This is a genomic window from Sphingobacterium thalpophilum (assembly GCF_901482695.1).
In the GTDB taxonomy this organism is placed as follows: domain Bacteria; phylum Bacteroidota; class Bacteroidia; order Sphingobacteriales; family Sphingobacteriaceae; genus Sphingobacterium; species Sphingobacterium thalpophilum.
Genome location: NZ_LR590484.1, coordinates 1,840,662 through 1,858,426, shown reverse-complemented (window position 1 = coordinate 1,858,426; position 17,765 = coordinate 1,840,662). Strand labels below are relative to the sequence as shown.

Sequence of the window (17,765 nt, the reverse complement as noted above, 5' to 3'; positions counted from 1 at the left end):
GCAGACAATTACAATAAAGAGTAAATTTGCACTATGAAAGATTTCAAGAAGTACGCCATTATCCCAGCAACGCCAGAAGAATTGTATCTTGCATTGACAACCGAGATTACGGCCCGTCTGTGGACAGGAGACCTCGTTTCCATAGATCCAACCGTTAATGGCGAATTCTCGCTCTGGGATGGCGCAATCACAGGCAGGTTCCTTGAACTGGTCCCCCCTTCAAAAATCGTTCAGGAGTGGTATTTTGGCGAAACTGATACACCTTCTATCGTAACACTAAAGCTGCATGAACATAAAAAAGGAACATCTCTTGAAATCAGACAGACTAATATCCCAGATGAGGATTTCGAAAATATATCTGAAGGCTGGGATGATCCCTACCTTTCTTCCTTAATTGATTTTTATACAGAAGAAGATTAGTATACTTCTATAGGCGCATCTAATCTCTTGCGCCTGTGCTACTCAGATATTTTAATCCGGCGGACCTATTGTATCACAACGGTACCGGCTGTTTCTCAGCACTCAAATAATGAATTTCTCTCTTTTTGTCGTGCATATCATCCGGCGACCGTGATTGGTCTCTTTACAGGAAACAATCAAACGCTCTTTCCTATACATGGTTAATGAAAATTGTCATTTCGGAAGCATATAAACGGAGTTAAGCGCCGTCACTTATTATTGTTAATCTATCTAGCAGCTATAAGAGATGAAACGGATAACAGACATACCGCTGCTGGATGCTGGCTTTTTATGACCGCACGGCAGTATATCAGGACCGTAGACGCCCATAAACCGTTTCCGGTACCCGCGCAGAGAGAGCGGTTCCCTCCGGTCATCCCGCTGCGCGCAGCAGGTCCGCCGAAAACGGAAGAAGCCCTTGACTGTTTCCAGCAAGGGCTTCCGTGTAAAAAAAGGCACCGACCTACTCTCCCACCTGTTACGGCAATACCATCGGCTCTGGCGGGCTTGACTGCTCTGTTCGGAATGGGAAGAGGTAGACACCGCCGATATAGGCACCTAAAGATCATTTATGGTATCAAGCAGCTGGATGATGGTATTCAGCTTCCCTCCGCAGGGAAAATACCGGTCCGGCAGCACGCACCATACTGACATATATACCAAAAGAGGTTTTCAAAAATTAAAGAGGAAGACAACAGTGTCTGTCTGCATGAGAAAGCTTCGGGCTATTAGTACCACTCGGCTATGGTCTCTCAACCTTTACACCTGTGGCCTATCAACGTAGTCATCTCCTACGGCCCTGTCAGGAAGTCTCATCTCGTGGCCAGTTTCGCACTTAGATGCTTTCAGCGCTTATCTGCTCCAGACGTAGCTACCCTGCCGTACACCTGGCGGCATAACAGGTTCACCAGAGGTCTGTCCAACCCGGTCCTCTCGTACTAAGGTCAGATCCACTCAAACTTCCAACGCCCACAACAGATAGGGACCGAACTGTCTCGCGACGTTCTGAACCCAGCTCGCGTGCCACTTTAATGGGCGAACAGCCCAACCCTTGGGACCTTCTCCAGCCCCAGGATGTGACGAGCCGACATCGAGGTGCCAAACCTCCCCGTCGATATGAGCTCTTGGGGGAGATCAGCCTGTTATCCCCAGCGTACCTTTTATCCTTTGAGCGATGGCCCTTCCATACAGAACCACCGGATCACTATGTCCGTCTTTCGACCCTGTTCGACTTGTGGGTCTCACAGTCAAGCAAGCTTATGCCATTGCACTCCTCGTACGGTTACCAAGCGTACTGAGCTTACCTTTGAAAGCCTCCGTTACCTTTTTGGAGGCGACCACCCCAGTCAAACTACCCACCAAACAATGTCCTCCGCTTTGCGGAGTTAGAAACCGGATACAGAAAGGGCGGTATTTCAAGGGCGATTCCACGGATCCTGGCGAACCCGCTTCAATATCTCCCGCCTATCCTACACATCCTGTACCCAGTCCCAATGTTAAGCTATAGTGAAGGTGCATGGGGTCTTTCCGTCCCGTTGCGGGTAACCGGCGTCTTCACCGATACCACAATTTCACCGAGCTCATGGCTGAGACAGCGCCCAGATCGTTACACCATTCGTGCAGGTCGGAACTTACCCGACAAGGAATTTCGCTACCTTAGGACCGTTATAGTTACGGCCGCCGTTTACTGGGGCTTCGATTCAATGCTTCTCTTGCGATGACATCCCCTCTTAACCTTCCAGCACCGGGCAGGTGTCAGGCCTTATACTTCATCTTCCGATTTTGCAAAGCCATATGTTTTTGTTAAACAGTCGCCTGGGCCTTTTCACTGCGGCTGCTCATCGCTGAGACAGCGCCCCTTCTCCCGAAGTTACAGGGCCATTTTGCCGAGTTCCTTAGCCATGATTCACTCGAGCACCTTAGGATTCTCTCCTCGACCACCTGTGTCGGTTTGCGGTACGGGTCTTCTTAACCTGAAGCTTAGCGGGTTTTCTTGGAAGTCTGATTACCTGCTCTATCAGCGCCGCCGGAGCTTTGCTGTACTATCGGGTTTCAGCTGGAGCTGCGGATTTGCCTACAGCCCCAATACCTACGCCTTTCAACGAACTATTCCGTCAGTTCGCGGCAGTGTCACTACTCCGTCACCACATCGCAGTTAAAAAGAGTACTGGAATATTAACCAGTTGTCCATCGGCTTGCCCCCTTCGGGTGCGCCTTAGGTCCCGACTGACCCTGATCCGATTAACGTTGATCAGGAAACCTTGGTCTTTCGGTGGGCGGGTTTCCCACCCGCCTTATCGTTACTTATGCCTACATTTGCTTTTCCATAACCTCCACAGTTCATTACCGGACTGCTTCCCCGGCGATGGAATGCTCCCCTACCAGATGTACATCTTTCAGTACAAATCCATAGCTTCGGTACCGTTCTTGATGCCCGTTTATTATCCACGCCCGGCCGCTCGACTAGTGAGCTGTTACGCACTCTTTAAATGAATGGCTGCTTCCAAGCCAACATCCTAGCTGTCTGGGCAGCCGGACCTCGTTAGTTCAACTTAGAACGGATTTGGGGACCTTAGCTGATGGTCTGGGTTCTTTCCCTCTCGGCCTTGGACCTTAGCACCCAAAGCCTCACTGCAAGACATATCTGTCAGCATTCGGAGTTCGTCTGGATTTGGTAGGATTTGACTCCCCCGCACCCAATCGGTAGCTCTACCTCTGACAGACTCAGTTCTCACGCTGTTCCTAAAAACATTTCGGGGAGTACGAGCTATTTCCCAGTTTGATTGGCCTTTCACCCCTACCCTCAGGTCATCCGGAAACTTTTCAACGTTTATCGGTTCGGTCCTCCATTACATGTTACTGCAACTTCAACCTGCCCAAGGGTAGATCACAGGGTTTCGCGTCTACCTCATCTGACTATGCGCCCTATTAAGACTCGCTTTCGCTTCGGCTGCGTCCCTGAAGGACTTAACCTTGCCAGACAAGAGTAACTCGTAGGCTCATTATGCAAAAGGCACGCTGTCACGGAACTACTCCGCTCCAACCGCTTGTAAGCACACGGTTTCAGGTTCTTTTCACTCCCCTGTTCGGGGTTCTTTTCACCTTTCCCTCACGGTACTGGTCCACTATCGGTCTCTCAGGAGTATTTAGCCTTGCCAGATGGTGCTGGCAGATTCCCACAGGATTTCTCCGGTCCCGCGGTACTCAGGATACCACTATGTCTGTATTCTTTACCTGTACGGGGCTCTCACCCTTGTCGCGCAGTTTCCCACCTGCTTCCAGTTCATAGCACAGTACAATATCGTGGTCCTACAACCCCGCACATGCCGTAACATGCACGGTTTGGGCTCTTTCCCGTTCGCTCGCCACTACTTGGGAAATCATTGTTATTTTCTTCTCCTACGCCTACTTAGATGTTTCAGTTCAGCGCGTTCGCGTATCATACGGCATGTCTTCAACATGCCGGGTTGCCCCATTCGGAAATCCACGGATCAGTTCGCATTTGCCGATCCCCGTGGCTTATCGCAGCTTATCACGTCCTTCATCGCCTCTGAGAGCCTAGGCATCCCCCGTGTGCCCTTATTTACTTTCTTCACCGGCATAGCCTTTTGCCACTATGCGGCTGCTTTTGATATATATACCGATATGCTACGCAATGATTCCTCCGGTATTCACCGGATATCTCCTCATCACATCAGACACATACCAGCATTGTCTCTACTGTTGTCTTCTCTTGTAATTTTTTTTCTCTTTCAGTATGTCAAAGAACTCTTTTTCCGGTTGCTTTTTCTAGAACATCTCTCGATGTTCCTCCCGGAAACGTGGAGAATAACGGATTCGAACCGTTGACCCCCTGCGTGCAAGGCAGGTGCTCTAGCCAGCTGAGCTAATTCCCCTTTCTGTCCGTAGTCCCGAGCAGATTTGAACTGCTGACCCCTACATTATCAGTGTAGTGCTCTGACCAACTGAGCTACGGGACTAGCTGTATTATTCCATCTCTCCTTCCGGGACCGCTCCTTTAAGGGGAGGGCACTTTCTTCTGATGTTTTCTTCTTTTCAATCATGTGGTACGTGACGAGCAACGGTCCGCGATGCTCTAGAAAGGAGGTATTCCAGCCGCACCTTCCGGTACGGCTACCTTGTTACGACTTAGCCCCAATTATCGGTTTTACCCTGACACGCTCCTTGCGGTAACATGCTTTAGGTACCCCCAACTTTCATGGCTTGACGGGCGGTGTGTACAAGGCCCGGGAACGTATTCACCGCGTCATTGCTGATACGCGATTACTAGCGAATCCAACTTCACGGGGTCGAGTTGCAGACCCCGATCCGAACTGTGAACGGCTTTTAGAGATTAGCATGCTGTTGCCAGCTAGCTGCCCGCTGTACCGTCCATTGTAGCACGTGTGTAGCCCCGGACGTAAGGGCCATGATGACTTGACGTCGTCCCCACCTTCCTCACTGTTTGCACAGGCAGTCTGTTTAGAGTCCCCACCATAACATGCTGGCAACTAAACATAGGGGTTGCGCTCGTTGCGGGACTTAACCCAACACCTCACGGCACGAGCTGACGACAGCCATGCAGCACCTAGTTTCGTGTCCCGAAGGACGGATGCGTCTCTGCATCCTCCACTAACTTTCAAGCCCGGGTAAGGTTCCTCGCGTATCATCGAATTAAACCACATGCTCCTCCGCTTGTGCGGGCCCCCGTCAATTCCTTTGAGTTTCACCCTTGCGGGCGTACTCCCCAGGTGGATAACTTAACGCTTTCGCTGGGACGCTGGCTGTCTATCGCCAACATCGAGTTATCATCGTTTAGGGCGTGGACTACCAGGGTATCTAATCCTGTTCGATCCCCACGCTTTCGTGCATCAGCGTCAATACCAGCTTAGTGAGCTGCCTTCGCAATCGGAGTTCTAAGACATATCTATGCATTTCACCGCTACTTGTCTTATTCCGCCCACTTCATATGGATTCAAGCCCGTCAGTATCAAAGGCACTGCGATGGTTGAGCCACCGTATTTCACCCCTGACTTAACGGGCCGCCTACGCACCCTTTAAACCCAATAAATCCGGATAACGCTCGGATCCTCCGTATTACCGCGGCTGCTGGCACGGAGTTAGCCGATCCTTATTCTTCCGGTACATTCAGCTCCCTACTCGTAAGGAGGTTTATTCCCGGACAAAAGCAGTTTACAACCCATAGGGCAGTCATCCTGCACGCGGCATGGCTGGTTCAGGCTTCCGCCCATTGACCAATATTCCTTACTGCTGCCTCCCGTAGGAGTCTGGTCCGTGTCTCAGTACCAGTGTGGGGGATTCTCCTCTCAGAGCCCCTAGACATCGTCGCCTTGGTGGGCCGTTACCCCACCAACTAGCTAATGTCACGCGAGCCCATCTCCATCCTATAAATATTTAATAATATCCCGATGCCGGAAAATTATGTTATGCGGTGTTAATCTCTCTTTCGAGAGGCTATCCCCCTGATGGAGGCAGGTTGCTCACGCGTTACGCACCCGTGCGCCACTCTCACCATTGATAGCAAGCTACCGATGGATCCCGTCCGACTTGCATGTATTAGGCCTGCCGCTAGCGTTCATCCTGAGCCAGGATCAAACTCTCCATTGTAAAATGAAGTTTCTGACTCCGACTATTTATAATAATCAGAATTCTTTTTTTAATATCTCTGATCTCGGACCGAATTGAACGGATTGATTGAATCTGTTCCATGACTTCCGACTTTCGTCTGTCTGCCCGTCACGCTACATGATTGTGTGTTATTAAAGAACTTTATGCGCTTCAACTTCCGTATCCGCTGTATTCAGACGGGCATTGCGCCCGCTTTTATCTTTTTTGTTTTTTCCGCCGTTTCCGGCGGGACTGCAAAGGTAGGAATCTTTTCCGGACTTCCAAAAAATTTCTGAAGTTTTTTTGGCTTTCTTTTTCCGGTTTCCACGTTCAGCTACCGCTGAACCCTTCTTTTTTCATGGCTGCTTCTTCCGGAGCAGCCCGCCCTCCCTTGCGGAGTGGTGCAAAGATAGAAACTTTTGGAACAAACTTCCAAGACTTCTGTCCTTATTTTTTCCGTTTTTGCCCTAACCCGCTGGACAGGTGGACGATTGTTTTTGAAACCGCCTGCTCCGGGACCGCAAACAGGGGCCGCAAGGACGGGCGGAAGCAAAAATCTCCGCGGAAAGCATCCGGTTAAGCAGAATGCTATCCGGATGCAGGGCAGAGCAGAAGCCGCCCGGAGCCGGGCGCAGTTCTGCCGGACCGCAGAGGGCAGAGCAGATCCTGAAGACGGGTTACCAGAGCCCGCAATACTCCGATAATCCTTGACTCTCACTGCAGGACAGCAGCATGCCATCAGCACGGTGTGCTGACTGCCTGGACTGAACAGGCCGGAAGCGCACGACCAGCTACGGATATCCGGTCCAACGTCCAAAGGGCAATTCGGCAGAGGCCAATACATACTCTTATATAGGTTTTACTTAGGGTTTGTTTAGGTTTAGTTTAGGTTTTCATTAGGTTCAGACTAAATTAAACCTAAGGGAAACCTAACTAAGCAATATCTAATACCTAGGTAAATATGGAACTTGGTCACCGTCAATAGAAAACCAGCGCATACAACATACCGACAATGACACGGCAACAATACGGATGAAATTGTAAGATACCGTCAGGTAGTTGTTCATCAAAACATCGCGAACAGACTTTTAGCTACGAGGCAGACATTAAAGCAGAGCAGACAGGAAGGAATGAGCTAATTTTCATTAAATTTGATCTAGGTTAAGAAATTACAAAAAGAGATAATATTTATTTAAGATGTTAAAGATATTAGATACTTTTATTCCGATTAATATATTGATCCATGATAGATTATAACCAACTTTTAAAACAGATAGAGGAATATTCTGGAACATATATCGCAGAAAACATATCGACATGTCACTGTTTTCACAATAGCTTGCACACCCATTCGGTGGTTCAGGCAGCTGAAGAGATTTCTTCATTTTATCAGTTGGATGAGGTGGATCATTTTATTGTGATCAGCGCTGCTTATTTTCACGATTTGGGTTATGTACAATCTGACAACGCAATTGGTCACGAAAAAAGGAGTGTGGAGATCGCACTGGACTTCTTAAAAGATAAAGGTGTCCCCGAAGAGGTAAAGGAGAAGATTAAGGGCTGTATCCTCGCGACAAGAATGCCGCAAGAGCCCAATACCCTATTGGAAAAAATACTTTGCGATGCCGATCTATTTCACCTTGGAAGCGATGACTTTGAAAACAGAAACAAACTTATGAAGGCAGAAGCTGAAGCTGTCCTAGGTAAAGAAATCGATAAAGATATTTGGCGCGCAGGAACCATAAAGCTATTATTGAGTCACCATTACCACACGGACTATGCCCGGCAAAAACTTAATGCGAAGAAAGAAGAGAACTTAAAGGAGTTAGAACGAAAACAGGAAAAGTCTATTTCTAAAAATAAAGAAAGCAAAAAAGACGACAAAAAACCGAAAGAGAAAGACAGGAATGGGAAGCCCGAACGGGGTATAGAAACGATGTTCCGAATTACATCCGCCAACAACCAACGGCTGAGCGATATGGCCGACAACAAAGCCAATATATTGTTGACAGTCAACTCGATTATCCTGTCGGTTGTCATTGCTGTGTTGTTTAGGAAATTAGACAGCAACGAACATCTCATTCTACCTACGATTATTTTGACGACTGCAGTCGTCGCCACGATGGTTATGGCCATACTATCCACCATTCCAAAAATTCCTTCTGGAAAATTTTCAAAACATGAAATTGAACAGAAAACGGTTAATCTGCTTTTTTTTGGAAATTTTTACAAAATGAAGCTTGAAGATTACAACGAAGGCATGCAAAAAGTAATGGCCGACTCAGAGTTCCTTTATGGCATGCTCACCAAGGACGTATATTCCCAGGGTGTCGTTTTGGGTAGGAAATATAAGCTGTTACGTTATGCCTACGGTATTTTTATGTTTGGTCTAGTGATTGCAGTCATCGCGTTTGTATTCGCGACACTATTGTAAACTCACAGTTGGCCTATTATTGTCATTTCTTCAATCGTTTTATCGATGAAAAAAAAAGACCTATACATCAACAGAGATATCAGCTGGCTTTCCTTTAACGAGCGTGTCCTCGGTGAAGCGGGCCGCCGGGAGGTTCCTCTTTTAGAAAAGCTACAGTTTCTCGCCATTTTTTCATCTAATCTGGACGAATTCTATCGCGTCCGGATGCCCGTATTAATGGCTTGGAAAAAAATAAAAAAGAGGAGCGCCGAGACTGGTGTTCCAAACCTTGATATTGGAACCTATAAAAAGGCGGCCAAAATCATAGATAAGCAACAGGAAAAATTTGGAACGTTCCTGTCCGATATTATCCGTCAGCTGGCCGATGAGCGCATTCTGCTCATTTATAATCAACAAATTCCGCCCGAGATTGAAGCCGAAGTTGCCAAATATTTTTTCAATACCATTGCTTCCTATCTACAGATCGTCAAGCTTGACGAAGAGCTTTCTTTTTTTCCTGTCAACAACCAGCTTTATTTCGCGCTTTCAGATAGCAGTTCGTCCAATCTGTTCATTGTAAATATCCCTGCTGACCGAACGGGCCGGTTTTTCACCTGTGAGGTCGATGCCAAGACCTATGTTGTATTCGTTGATGATATTATTAGACTCTTCCTCCCCAAAGCGCTCAATAATAACAACTTAAAATTCTACTCCTTCAAAATCACACGCGATGCTGAACTCAATTTACAGGATGAGTTTGACGGTGACATCGCATTAAAAATCGAGGCTGAGGTTTACAAGCGGGACCTCGGCTACGCGACACGGTTTTTGCACCAGCCCAATTTTCCGGATCATCTGGTGGAAAGGCTGGCCTCGCTTTTCGATCTACGGAAAAGCAGCATTGTAGAAGGCGGTTTTTACCATAATCTGAAAGACTTCTTTGCCTTCCCAATTAAACGGGAAAAGCTATGCTATCCCAAACAACGACAGATCGAAGTCCATCAGGACTTTGGCCATTCTCTTTTCGAACAGATTGATCAACGTGATATTTTAATCTGCACGCCTTATGAATCATTTGCCCCTGTTCTTCGTTTCTTTAATGAAGCAGCCATAAGTCCGGATGTAGAGGAAATTCACACCACCCTGTACCGCATCGCCAGCGATTCGCGCATTGCACAAGCATTGGCTAGTGCTGCAAAAAATGGCAAGAAAGTACACGTGTTCGTTGAGTTAAAGGCACGTTTCGATGAGGCAAACAACATACATTGGTCAAGACTCATGAAGGAGCAGGGGGTAAGGATCAGCTACAGCATTCCCAACCTGAAAGTACATGCCAAAATTGCACTTGTCAAACGAAAAAATGGACAGGAGACGGCATTGTTCGGAACCGGCAATCTAAATGAAAAAACAGCAAAGGTATATACCGATTATTTCCTGATGACGTCCAACCGTCAGCTGACCAGCGAACTAAGGCTTTTATTTGATTTTTTGCCCAGCAGAAGAAAGCCTGAGAAGCCAACGGAGATCCCTTTCCAGCAGTTGCTGGTCGCCCAGTTCAATCTTAGGACAGCATTCCTGTTGCTGCTCGACGAGGCTATCCGCCAAGCTAGGGCTGGTACAAGGGCTTCCATAAAAATTAAGCTAAACAATTTAGAGGAAGAATCGTTAATCAATAAACTGTACGAGGCGAGTCGGGCAGGGGTACAATTACAATTATTGATTAGGGGAATTTGCCGATTGAAACCGCAGGTCACTGGATTGAGCGAAAATATTAAAGTAAAACGCATCGTGGGCCGCTACCTTGAGCATGGACGGATTTTCATATTCAGCTACGGTGACGACACAACAGTCTATCTGGGGTCATCCGATTGGATGAATCGTAATATTTATCGGCGCATAGAGACCTGCTTTCCGATTGTCGACCCCGACTTGTCCAGAAGGATACAGCAACTTTTTGACATACAGTTTGCAGATGATGTTGAAGCAACTTTTCTAGATGATCTTGGACAAAATGTTCCAGTAGACAAGCAAAGTGGCATAATATCACAACAAAGAATTGTTGATTACTTAAACAACTAATTAATGAAACCAGCAACATTGATGACAACATTGGCCTTTGGATTGACTGCAGCAATTTTACTAGCCTGCAACCCCAATAGGGGGAAAAATGGGAATTCAGGTGAGCCCTCCACCGTAACAGTGGATCGTGGGCAACAGCAGGGCATTCCCTACAAGCTATCTTCGGGCCAGAAGATAAACCTTCCGGATGAACTGCTTGAAATATCGGGCATCACATTTATTGAAGGGGAGGATGACCATATTTATGCTATTCAAGATGAGCAGGGATTGCTATTTACCTATAATCTAACGACACAAAAAGCAACCTATACCCCTTTCGGTAAAGATGGCGATTACGAAGATATCGCCAGCAGCAAAACACATCTCTTCATCCTAAAAAGCAATGGGACTATTTATTCTTTTCCCATCAGCGAAAAGGATAATATCAAAGCGGTCACAGAGCAGAAAGATCTTGTGCCGAAAGGAGAATACGAAGGTCTTTTCGTTGACAAAAGTACCAATCAGGCTTATGTATTGTGTAAAGAGTGTAAGGCGGATAAAAAACAACCACAGACCTCCGGCTATATGTTCACCATAGGCCCGGGCGGAGGACTAAGCCCACGAGGGGAATTTGCTGTTCAGATTGACGAACTGAAAAAATTCAATCCTAAGATTAAAAAAACATTTAGGCCGTCAGCCTTAGCTAAAAAGCTGGACAGCAATGAATGGTATATTCTTTCTTCTGTTGATAAGGCGCTGGTGGTAACAGATGATCATTTTCACGTTAAATCTGTGACAACTCTTGATCCAAAACTTTTTCCGCAACCTGAGGGGATCACCTTTGATTCAAAATTCAATCTCTATATCAGCAGCGAGGCGGGTAGTCAAGATAAAGGAATCATCTATAAGTTCGAAAAAATATAAGCATGAAATCGGCCTTACCTTTCTTTTTACTTTTCCTATCCTTGCATTCCTTTGCTCAGCAGCAAGACATGTCGGCAGGACATAACGGCCTTCCGCTTAGCCCCGCAGTGATCAAAGATAGTATAACCGTAGTTGCCAATGCTAAGTACGGAACAGCGGGAGGGTTCAAAAGATTCTTTCTTGGAGAGAATTACCGAAAAGAATGGGCAGCTCCAACCACCCTGCCACGATTACAGCTTTCGAGGCTGTATGGTGGACTGACCCCCGTGAAACAGGGTGGGGGCATGCAATCCGTCTCGCTGCGGCTGCAAGATTCCAGCGGTCGTCAATGGGCGCTTCGTTCAGTCAACAAACGTACGGAATCGCTGATCCCGGAAGAGTTGCATGGTACCTTTGTGCAGGATGTTCTGGATGATGCAACAAGCGCTCAGCACCCGTATTCGGCCTTGATGATTCCACCTCTGGCCCATGCAGTCCATGTACCATATGCGCATCCAGTGATTGGCGTAGTCGCTCCGGACACGATTTTAGGTGAATATGCTCCGCTTTTTGAAAATACTGTAGCCCTATTGGAAGAAAGAGAGCCGTTAGGCGATTCGGACAACAGTCCAAAGGCGGTCCGTAAGATGCAGGAAGATAATGATGATGACTTTAAAGCCAAGGCTTATCTACGTGCGCGTATGTTGGATGTCATCGTTAGCGACTGGGACCGACACGAAGACCAATGGCGATGGTACAACGAGAATCAGGATACCGATGATAAGGACAAAGATTATATTCCCATTCCAAGGGACCGCGACCAGGCATTACGGGTTACGCAAGGATTGTTGATGAAAGACATTTACCAGCGTTTTGTAAACCCGGTCATGCAAGGATTCACCATGGGAATCCCCAACATCAAATATTCATTATTTAAGTCCAAATTTTTGAATGCCCATCCCAGCAACCAGCTTCCGCATAAAGAATGGTCGAAAGAAGTCAATCAATTTGTTTCCCGTCTGACGGACTCGGTACTCCGGCAATCGGTCAACAGTCTCCCCCAATCATCCATAGCGATTCGTGGCGAGCAGATTTACCAAACACTTCAGAGTAGGCGGGATGCGCTACCGGCGGCGATGGAAACCTATTACCGTTTTATCAATACTATCGTGGATATCCATCTTAGTGATAAAAACGAAAGGGTAGAAGTTAAAAGCACGGGCAAAAAAGGCCTCAAAGTGAACGTCTCGAAGATAAACAAGGAGGGAAAAGTTACCAAAACACTAATGGACAAAACCTACGATAAAGGTTTGACCAAAGAAATACGCTTATATTTAGGCGCAGGAAGTGACACCGTTTTCGTCAACAACCGTAATTCGCCCATAAAACTTCGTATCATTGGCGACAGCTTACCCAAAACCTATGTTGTCACAAACAGCAGGTCCAGCATAAAACTTTATGAAAACTCCAAAAATTCGCTCTTTTTAGGTAAAAAAGAGCGAATCAAGCTGCATCGCAGCAAGGACAGTTCAAATATCCAGTTTGTACCGGTTAACCTGTACAATTCCTGGTTACCTTTGCTTACCGCAGGATACAATGCTGACGACGGTTTCTCCTTGGGCTTAGGTGCGGCGTACACCCATCAGCGGGGATTTCGGAAAACACCTTTCACCTACAAACAACAGATTACGGTTGCCGCGGCATTTAGAACAGGAGCCTATAAAATCCATTATCGTGGCGAATGGCAGGACGTTGTGGGCAACGCTGACTTGGTGCTCGATGCCTTGGCAAAAGCACCGGACAACACGCAAAACTTCTTCGGTGTCGGTAACAATTCCTTATTTCTAAAGGAGCAACATGGGGCAAAATATTACCGCAGCCGTTTCAATATTTTTAACGTTAATCCTCAGTTGAGATGGCATTCTGGATCTTCATTGCAGTATGCAGTAGGCCCACACATCCAATTTTATCATCTGGACCCAGCAGAAAACCAGGACCGCTTTATCTTAAATCCACAGGCCCTACACTCTTATGACAGCCTGTCTATCACCAATGACAAGTTTTTCACGGGACTGAACGCTTTCCTGACCCATGACAGCCGCAACCGCAAGGTCAACCCCAGCAAGGGGCTATATATCAACGCAATATTGAATTCCTATCTGGGCCTGAATAAATACTCCCGCAACTCGGCTCAGATAAGTGGCGAATTCGCAGGCTATTTTAGCGCGTTCGACGAAGGCCTTATTCTCGCCAATCGGGTAGGAGGTGGTACCGTCATCGGAAACCCCGCATTTTACCAGTATTTATTTCTTGGAGGCCACGAAAATTTGCGGGGTTTCCGTCAGTATAGATTTGCCGGGGAGCAGATGGTTTATAATAATCTGGAAGCACGGGTGAAAATACATGATGTGAAGAGTTATGTTCTGCCGGGCGAACTGGGAGTCATGGGAATGTATGATATCGGCAAAGTATGGGCACATGGGTACAACAGCAATAGGATCCATCAAGGCATAGGGGCCGGCTTATATTACATTGTAGCGAATGCATTACCGTTACATGTTGTCATGGCCAAATCCAACGAAGGCTGGTATCCTTACTTTAGTACTGGGTTCCGATTTTAACCGTTTAACGCATGGAAATTAAGAACGTACAACTCACCAAAAGCAAAGGTGTTGTCCATAACAACGAAAGAAGGCTCAACTTCGAGCCTTTTTTCCGATACCTCGAATCCTTTACTCAAAATAGTGCTGCTTCGGATGATATGATCCCAGTGCTCGCCCTCGAACGGATCAAGGAAATTGAGCTTGTCAGCGGCCGGCTCTGTAAACAGAACCTAAATGCTTATAAAGATATACTGCAATTGATCTATAGTTTATCGGTATCGCTTATTGACACCGATCCAAAAAAATACTGGGCTTTGGCCACTCCGCTTGCTGAAGAAACTTTTTATGGCACCGAAGCCTTTTTTGAGCTTTGCAGTCAGCGCTTGGCAGAGCAGGATATCGACGACCAGATACAAGGTGGGGACACATTGAGCAATCAGGAAAAAATGATCTATTCTTTAATTTTCCAGCGTCTATATGGCCTTCCTACGCAAGAGAACAGTAGTATCGTCTTTCATCACCTCAATACACGGGGCGAAATTATCGATTATTATGACCTTCATATTGACTTCAAATTTGTCGATATAAAGCCCCGGAAGGAACTTCCGCATTTTGATGTAAGCCACCTCAGCCAAAACGCAGACGACACATCTTTATTCGACTGGAATAATGTGACCAGCCAGATCAAAATAGAAGACTTTGAGCTGTCGGGATTTTCCATGGTGACTTTTAGAAAAAGTAGTTTAGCACATACGCAAAAACGTATTCAGTCGATGCTATCGGACCTGGAAACGTATAATTACCATATTTTTCTAACAGAGCTGGAGAACATCCTTAAACCCATATTAAAAGGATCGGATACTATTTTTAGCCTATTTCCTTTATTTCAGCTCAATGGCCTTCCATTTTTTGATTATTCCATTACGAATAAAAGCGTGCTGATTTCGGAGACTTATGGAAAGGATGGTGACACAAATATCCATCCCCAAGTTGCAAACTATCTCAAACATCCGTATTTGATCTTTTACAACGCCATGGACGGGGTCAAAAATACAAAGTCTATTTTTGATGAACAGATACACGACTCTGGGGTCAAAACATACCTTTGTATTCCGCTGACTCACAATCATGCCCTATCCGGTATTATGGAAATCTACAGCCGTCAGTTAGATCAGCTGGATACCGAGACCATACATTCCCTGCGTGCACTGGTCCCTTTACTATCCCAGCTATCTCATGACATTACGATGCAATTTAAAAAACGGATCGACGAAATAATTATCAACCGTTTTACCACCATTCAGCCTGCTGTACAGTGGAAATTTAACTATGTGGCTGCACAGTACATACAGGGACTGGAAAATGACGAACAGAATGCGCATATCAAACCTGTCATCTTCGAAGATGTCTATCCTCTTTACGGCGCCATAGATGTCAAGGACTCGACGATCATCCGCAATGCCTCAATCCTGCGGGATTTTAGCTTTAAGGTAAAGCAGCTCGCGCTGCTGATTGACGAATTGTCCCGGGATGGCCGACATCAATTAATTCTGGACTTTTCCAAACGGGTAGATCAGATTACCGATTCGCTGGACCGTATCTCCTTTGACGAATCCATGGTTAAGATCATCGAGTTTTTCCGAAAGGACGTGCAGCCCTTTCTGGATGAAGCCTACAGACAGTTTCCGGCAAAACACGCGATCATATCACACTATGCACAACACTTCTTTACCAATAGGGAGACTGGCGAGTTTTATCGGAATGAATTTGAAACTTCCTTGCGCAGGATCAACCAGCTGATCAGCAAGGAGCTCAACCAGTTCAACCATTTTATTCAAGGCAACTATCCATCTTATTTCCAAAAGTTCCGGACCGACGGCATCGAATACGATATTTATATCGGCAAGTCCATCACGCCCCAACAACCGTTTAGCAAGGAGTTTATCAACATCTTTCGACGCCAGCAAATCATATCGATGGCGAGGATCGCTTTAAAAGCCCATCAGGCAAAACAGAGTTTACCGATCGCGCTGGAAACTACCCAACTGATCTTTATCAACCCGCATAGCATTGATATCAGCTTCCGGGAAGATGAACGTCGGTTTGACGTGGAAGGCTCATTAAATATCCGTTATGAGATTATCAAGAAAAGAATAGACAAAATCCGGATAAAGCGGAGCAAGGAGCGCCTGACTCAGGTCAATAAAATTGCAATCGTTTATCTCTCGGACGAAATTTTGGAGGATCTCAATCTGAGTATTCAGGCCATATACGATATGGGCATCATCGAAAATACAATTGAGCATCTGAAGCTTGAAGAGGTGCAGGGTATTGCAGGTTTAAAAGCCATTCGTCTCACAGTGAATCTAAACTACAAAGATTTCTCCTAAATTTGTGGGAGGGTCTCTTTTCAGGGAAATGTTATGGCAATAATTTTAAAGACAGGAGGACGATGATAACGGATGCCAACTACTTTTATCTGAGCGATTTGCTTGGTACTTTATTTTTTGCAATATCGGGGACTTTGTCTGCCAAACGAAAAGACATAGATATCTTCGGCGCGGCTTTTCTGGGCTTTGTGACAGCCATTGGCGGAGGATCTATGCGCGATGTCTTTTTGAATTTACGGCCGGTCTGGGTAAACGACAGTAATTATTTAATTGCTATCTTCTTGGGAATTCTGATTGCGATTATTTTCAACAGGCAATTATACAGTTATTACCGAACCCTTACACTTTTTGATGCAATTGGAATCAGCTTTTTTACCATTTTGGGGGTACAAAAATCATTGAATTACGAAAGCAGTGTATATGCGGCGATCATCTTCGGTATGTTTACTTCGGTATGTGGTGGCATGATACGCGACATTTTGCTGAATGAAACGCCTCTGATTTTTAAGAAGGAGGTCTATGCGACCGCCTGTCTGGCAGGTGGACTGATGTATATCTTGCTAGTGCACCTCCACTTGGATGTATCCTGGGCAGCATTTATAGGCGCCGCCGTTGTGTTTATGATCCGCATGACCGCTGTCAAATATAAGTTGTATTTACCCCGGCTGGACTGAGGCGGTGGCAAAAGAAAAAGCGTTAGAGGAGACTAACGCTTTTTCTTTTGCTGTGGGAACCGCATTTTGTAGCCTACCCGAATATTACCTTTAGAAATAGCATCCAGTTTGCTTTTCAGCATGGTCTTCTTCAGCGTGCTCAATTTATCGGTAAAAAGCTTACCTTCGATGTGGTCATATTCATGCTGTACGACGCGGGCCGCCAGTCCAGTAAGCTCGACTTCGTGCTCTTCAAAATTCTCATCCAAATAATTGATCCGAATATTTTTGTGGCGCAACACATCTTCGTTGATATCAGGTATACTTAAACAGCCCTCACCAAAAGCCCATTTTTCACCGGATTCTTCAACCATAATGGGATTGATAAAAACCTTCTTAAAGGATTTAAGCAATTCTTGATTCTCCACGTCATCCTCTGCAAAAGGCGTGGCATCGATGACAAACAGACGTATGGGTAAGCCAACCTGCGGTGCAGCCAGCCCCACACCATGTGCGGCATACATGGTGTCAAACATGTCATCGATTAATTTCTTCAAATCTGGATAATCTTCATCTATCTCATCAGCGACCTTGCGCAATACCGGGTCGCCGTAAGCTACTATCGGAAGTTTCATATGTGTATTATTTGTTTTCGTTG

General features: G+C 46.1%; 9 protein-coding genes, 2 tRNA genes and 3 rRNA genes. 8 read left to right on the top strand and 6 right to left on the bottom strand.

Going from position 1 to position 17,765, the window contains the following annotated elements:
* Nucleotides 1–33: 33 nt before the first annotated feature.
* Nucleotides 34–420 carry an SRPBCC domain-containing protein gene (locus FGL37_RS07950; protein ID WP_028070929.1) on the top strand — a complete coding sequence of 129 codons (387 nt, stop codon included), beginning with the start codon at nt 34–36 and terminating at the stop codon, nt 418–420.
* A gap of 489 nt (nt 421–909) precedes the next feature.
* Here the strand turns inward: FGL37_RS07950 and rrf are convergent.
* The 5 genes from rrf to FGL37_RS07925 all read right to left on the bottom strand — a co-directional run bounded on the left by rrf (nt 910) and on the right by FGL37_RS07925 (nt 6,087).
* Nucleotides 910–1,021, bottom strand: a 5S ribosomal RNA gene (rrf, locus tag FGL37_RS07945).
* Between the two features lie 147 nt (nt 1,022–1,168).
* Nucleotides 1,169–4,052, bottom strand: a 23S ribosomal RNA gene (locus FGL37_RS07940).
* A 229-nt stretch (nt 4,053–4,281) separates the two neighbouring features.
* Nucleotides 4,282–4,355: transfer RNA gene (locus FGL37_RS07935), tRNA-Ala, on the bottom strand.
* A 10-nt stretch (nt 4,356–4,365) separates the two neighbouring features.
* Nucleotides 4,366–4,439, bottom strand: a tRNA-Ile gene (locus FGL37_RS07930).
* A gap of 120 nt (nt 4,440–4,559) precedes the next feature.
* Nucleotides 4,560–6,087, bottom strand: a 16S ribosomal RNA gene (locus FGL37_RS07925).
* The 16S, 23S and 5S rRNA genes sit together here with 2 tRNA genes alongside, the layout of an rRNA operon.
* Nucleotides 6,088–6,506: 419 nt before the next feature.
* Here FGL37_RS07925 and FGL37_RS07920 point away from each other — a divergent pair.
* From FGL37_RS07920 to FGL37_RS07890, 7 genes are all read left to right on the top strand, one after another.
* Nucleotides 6,507–6,791 carry a hypothetical protein gene (locus FGL37_RS07920; RefSeq protein ID WP_138096739.1) on the top strand — a complete coding sequence of 95 codons (285 nt, stop codon included), beginning with the start codon at nt 6,507–6,509 and terminating at the stop codon, nt 6,789–6,791.
* A gap of 539 nt (nt 6,792–7,330) precedes the next feature.
* Entirely contained in the window at nt 7,331–8,521 is a 1,191-nt protein-coding gene (locus tag FGL37_RS07915) for a Pycsar system effector family protein (protein ID WP_232048655.1), read from the top strand.
* Nucleotides 8,522–8,566: 45 nt separating this feature from the next.
* Complete coding sequence (gene ppk1, locus FGL37_RS07910) at nt 8,567–10,579, top strand: polyphosphate kinase 1 (protein WP_028071173.1); 2,013 nt, start codon at nt 8,567–8,569, stop codon at nt 10,577–10,579.
* A gap of 3 nt (nt 10,580–10,582) precedes the next feature.
* Complete coding sequence (locus FGL37_RS07905) at nt 10,583–11,482, top strand: YjiK family protein (RefSeq protein ID WP_051607179.1); 900 nt, start codon at nt 10,583–10,585, stop codon at nt 11,480–11,482.
* A gap of 2 nt (nt 11,483–11,484) precedes the next feature.
* A complete protein-coding gene (locus tag FGL37_RS07900; protein ID WP_051607178.1) occupies nt 11,485–14,082 on the top strand; it encodes a BamA/TamA family outer membrane protein in 2,598 nt (865 codons plus the stop codon).
* Between the two features lie 11 nt (nt 14,083–14,093).
* Nucleotides 14,094–16,454 carry a hypothetical protein gene (locus FGL37_RS07895; protein WP_051607176.1) on the top strand — a complete coding sequence of 787 codons (2,361 nt, stop codon included), beginning with the start codon at nt 14,094–14,096 and terminating at the stop codon, nt 16,452–16,454.
* 62 nt (nt 16,455–16,516) lie between these two features.
* On the top strand, nt 16,517–17,128 hold the full coding sequence (locus FGL37_RS07890) for a trimeric intracellular cation channel family protein (RefSeq protein ID WP_037533980.1): 612 nt from the start codon (nt 16,517–16,519) through the stop codon (nt 17,126–17,128).
* Between the two features lie 32 nt (nt 17,129–17,160).
* On the opposite strand, the gene def is transcribed toward FGL37_RS07890, so the two are convergent.
* Nucleotides 17,161–17,742: a peptide deformylase gene (gene def / locus FGL37_RS07885; RefSeq protein ID WP_028071170.1), complete on the bottom strand. Its 582-nt coding sequence runs from the start codon at nt 17,740–17,742 to the stop codon at nt 17,161–17,163.
* Nucleotides 17,743–17,765: the final 23 nt, after the last annotated feature.

Coding starts and splice junctions, on each gene's coding strand:
- FGL37_RS07950 (WP_028070929.1), top strand. CDS start 34: ATGAAAGATTTCAAGAAGTACGCCATTATCCCAGCAACGCCAGAAGAA.
- FGL37_RS07915 (WP_232048655.1), top strand. CDS start 7,331: ATGATAGATTATAACCAACTTTTAAAACAGATAGAGGAATATTCTGGA.
- ppk1 (WP_028071173.1), top strand. CDS start 8,567: ATGAAAAAAAAAGACCTATACATCAACAGAGATATCAGCTGGCTTTCC.
- FGL37_RS07905 (WP_051607179.1), top strand. CDS start 10,583: ATGAAACCAGCAACATTGATGACAACATTGGCCTTTGGATTGACTGCA.
- FGL37_RS07900 (WP_051607178.1), top strand. CDS start 11,485: ATGAAATCGGCCTTACCTTTCTTTTTACTTTTCCTATCCTTGCATTCC.
- FGL37_RS07895 (WP_051607176.1), top strand. CDS start 14,094: ATGGAAATTAAGAACGTACAACTCACCAAAAGCAAAGGTGTTGTCCAT.
- FGL37_RS07890 (WP_037533980.1), top strand. CDS start 16,517: ATGATAACGGATGCCAACTACTTTTATCTGAGCGATTTGCTTGGTACT.
- def (WP_028071170.1), bottom strand. CDS start 17,742: ATGAAACTTCCGATAGTAGCTTACGGCGACCCGGTATTGCGCAAGGTC.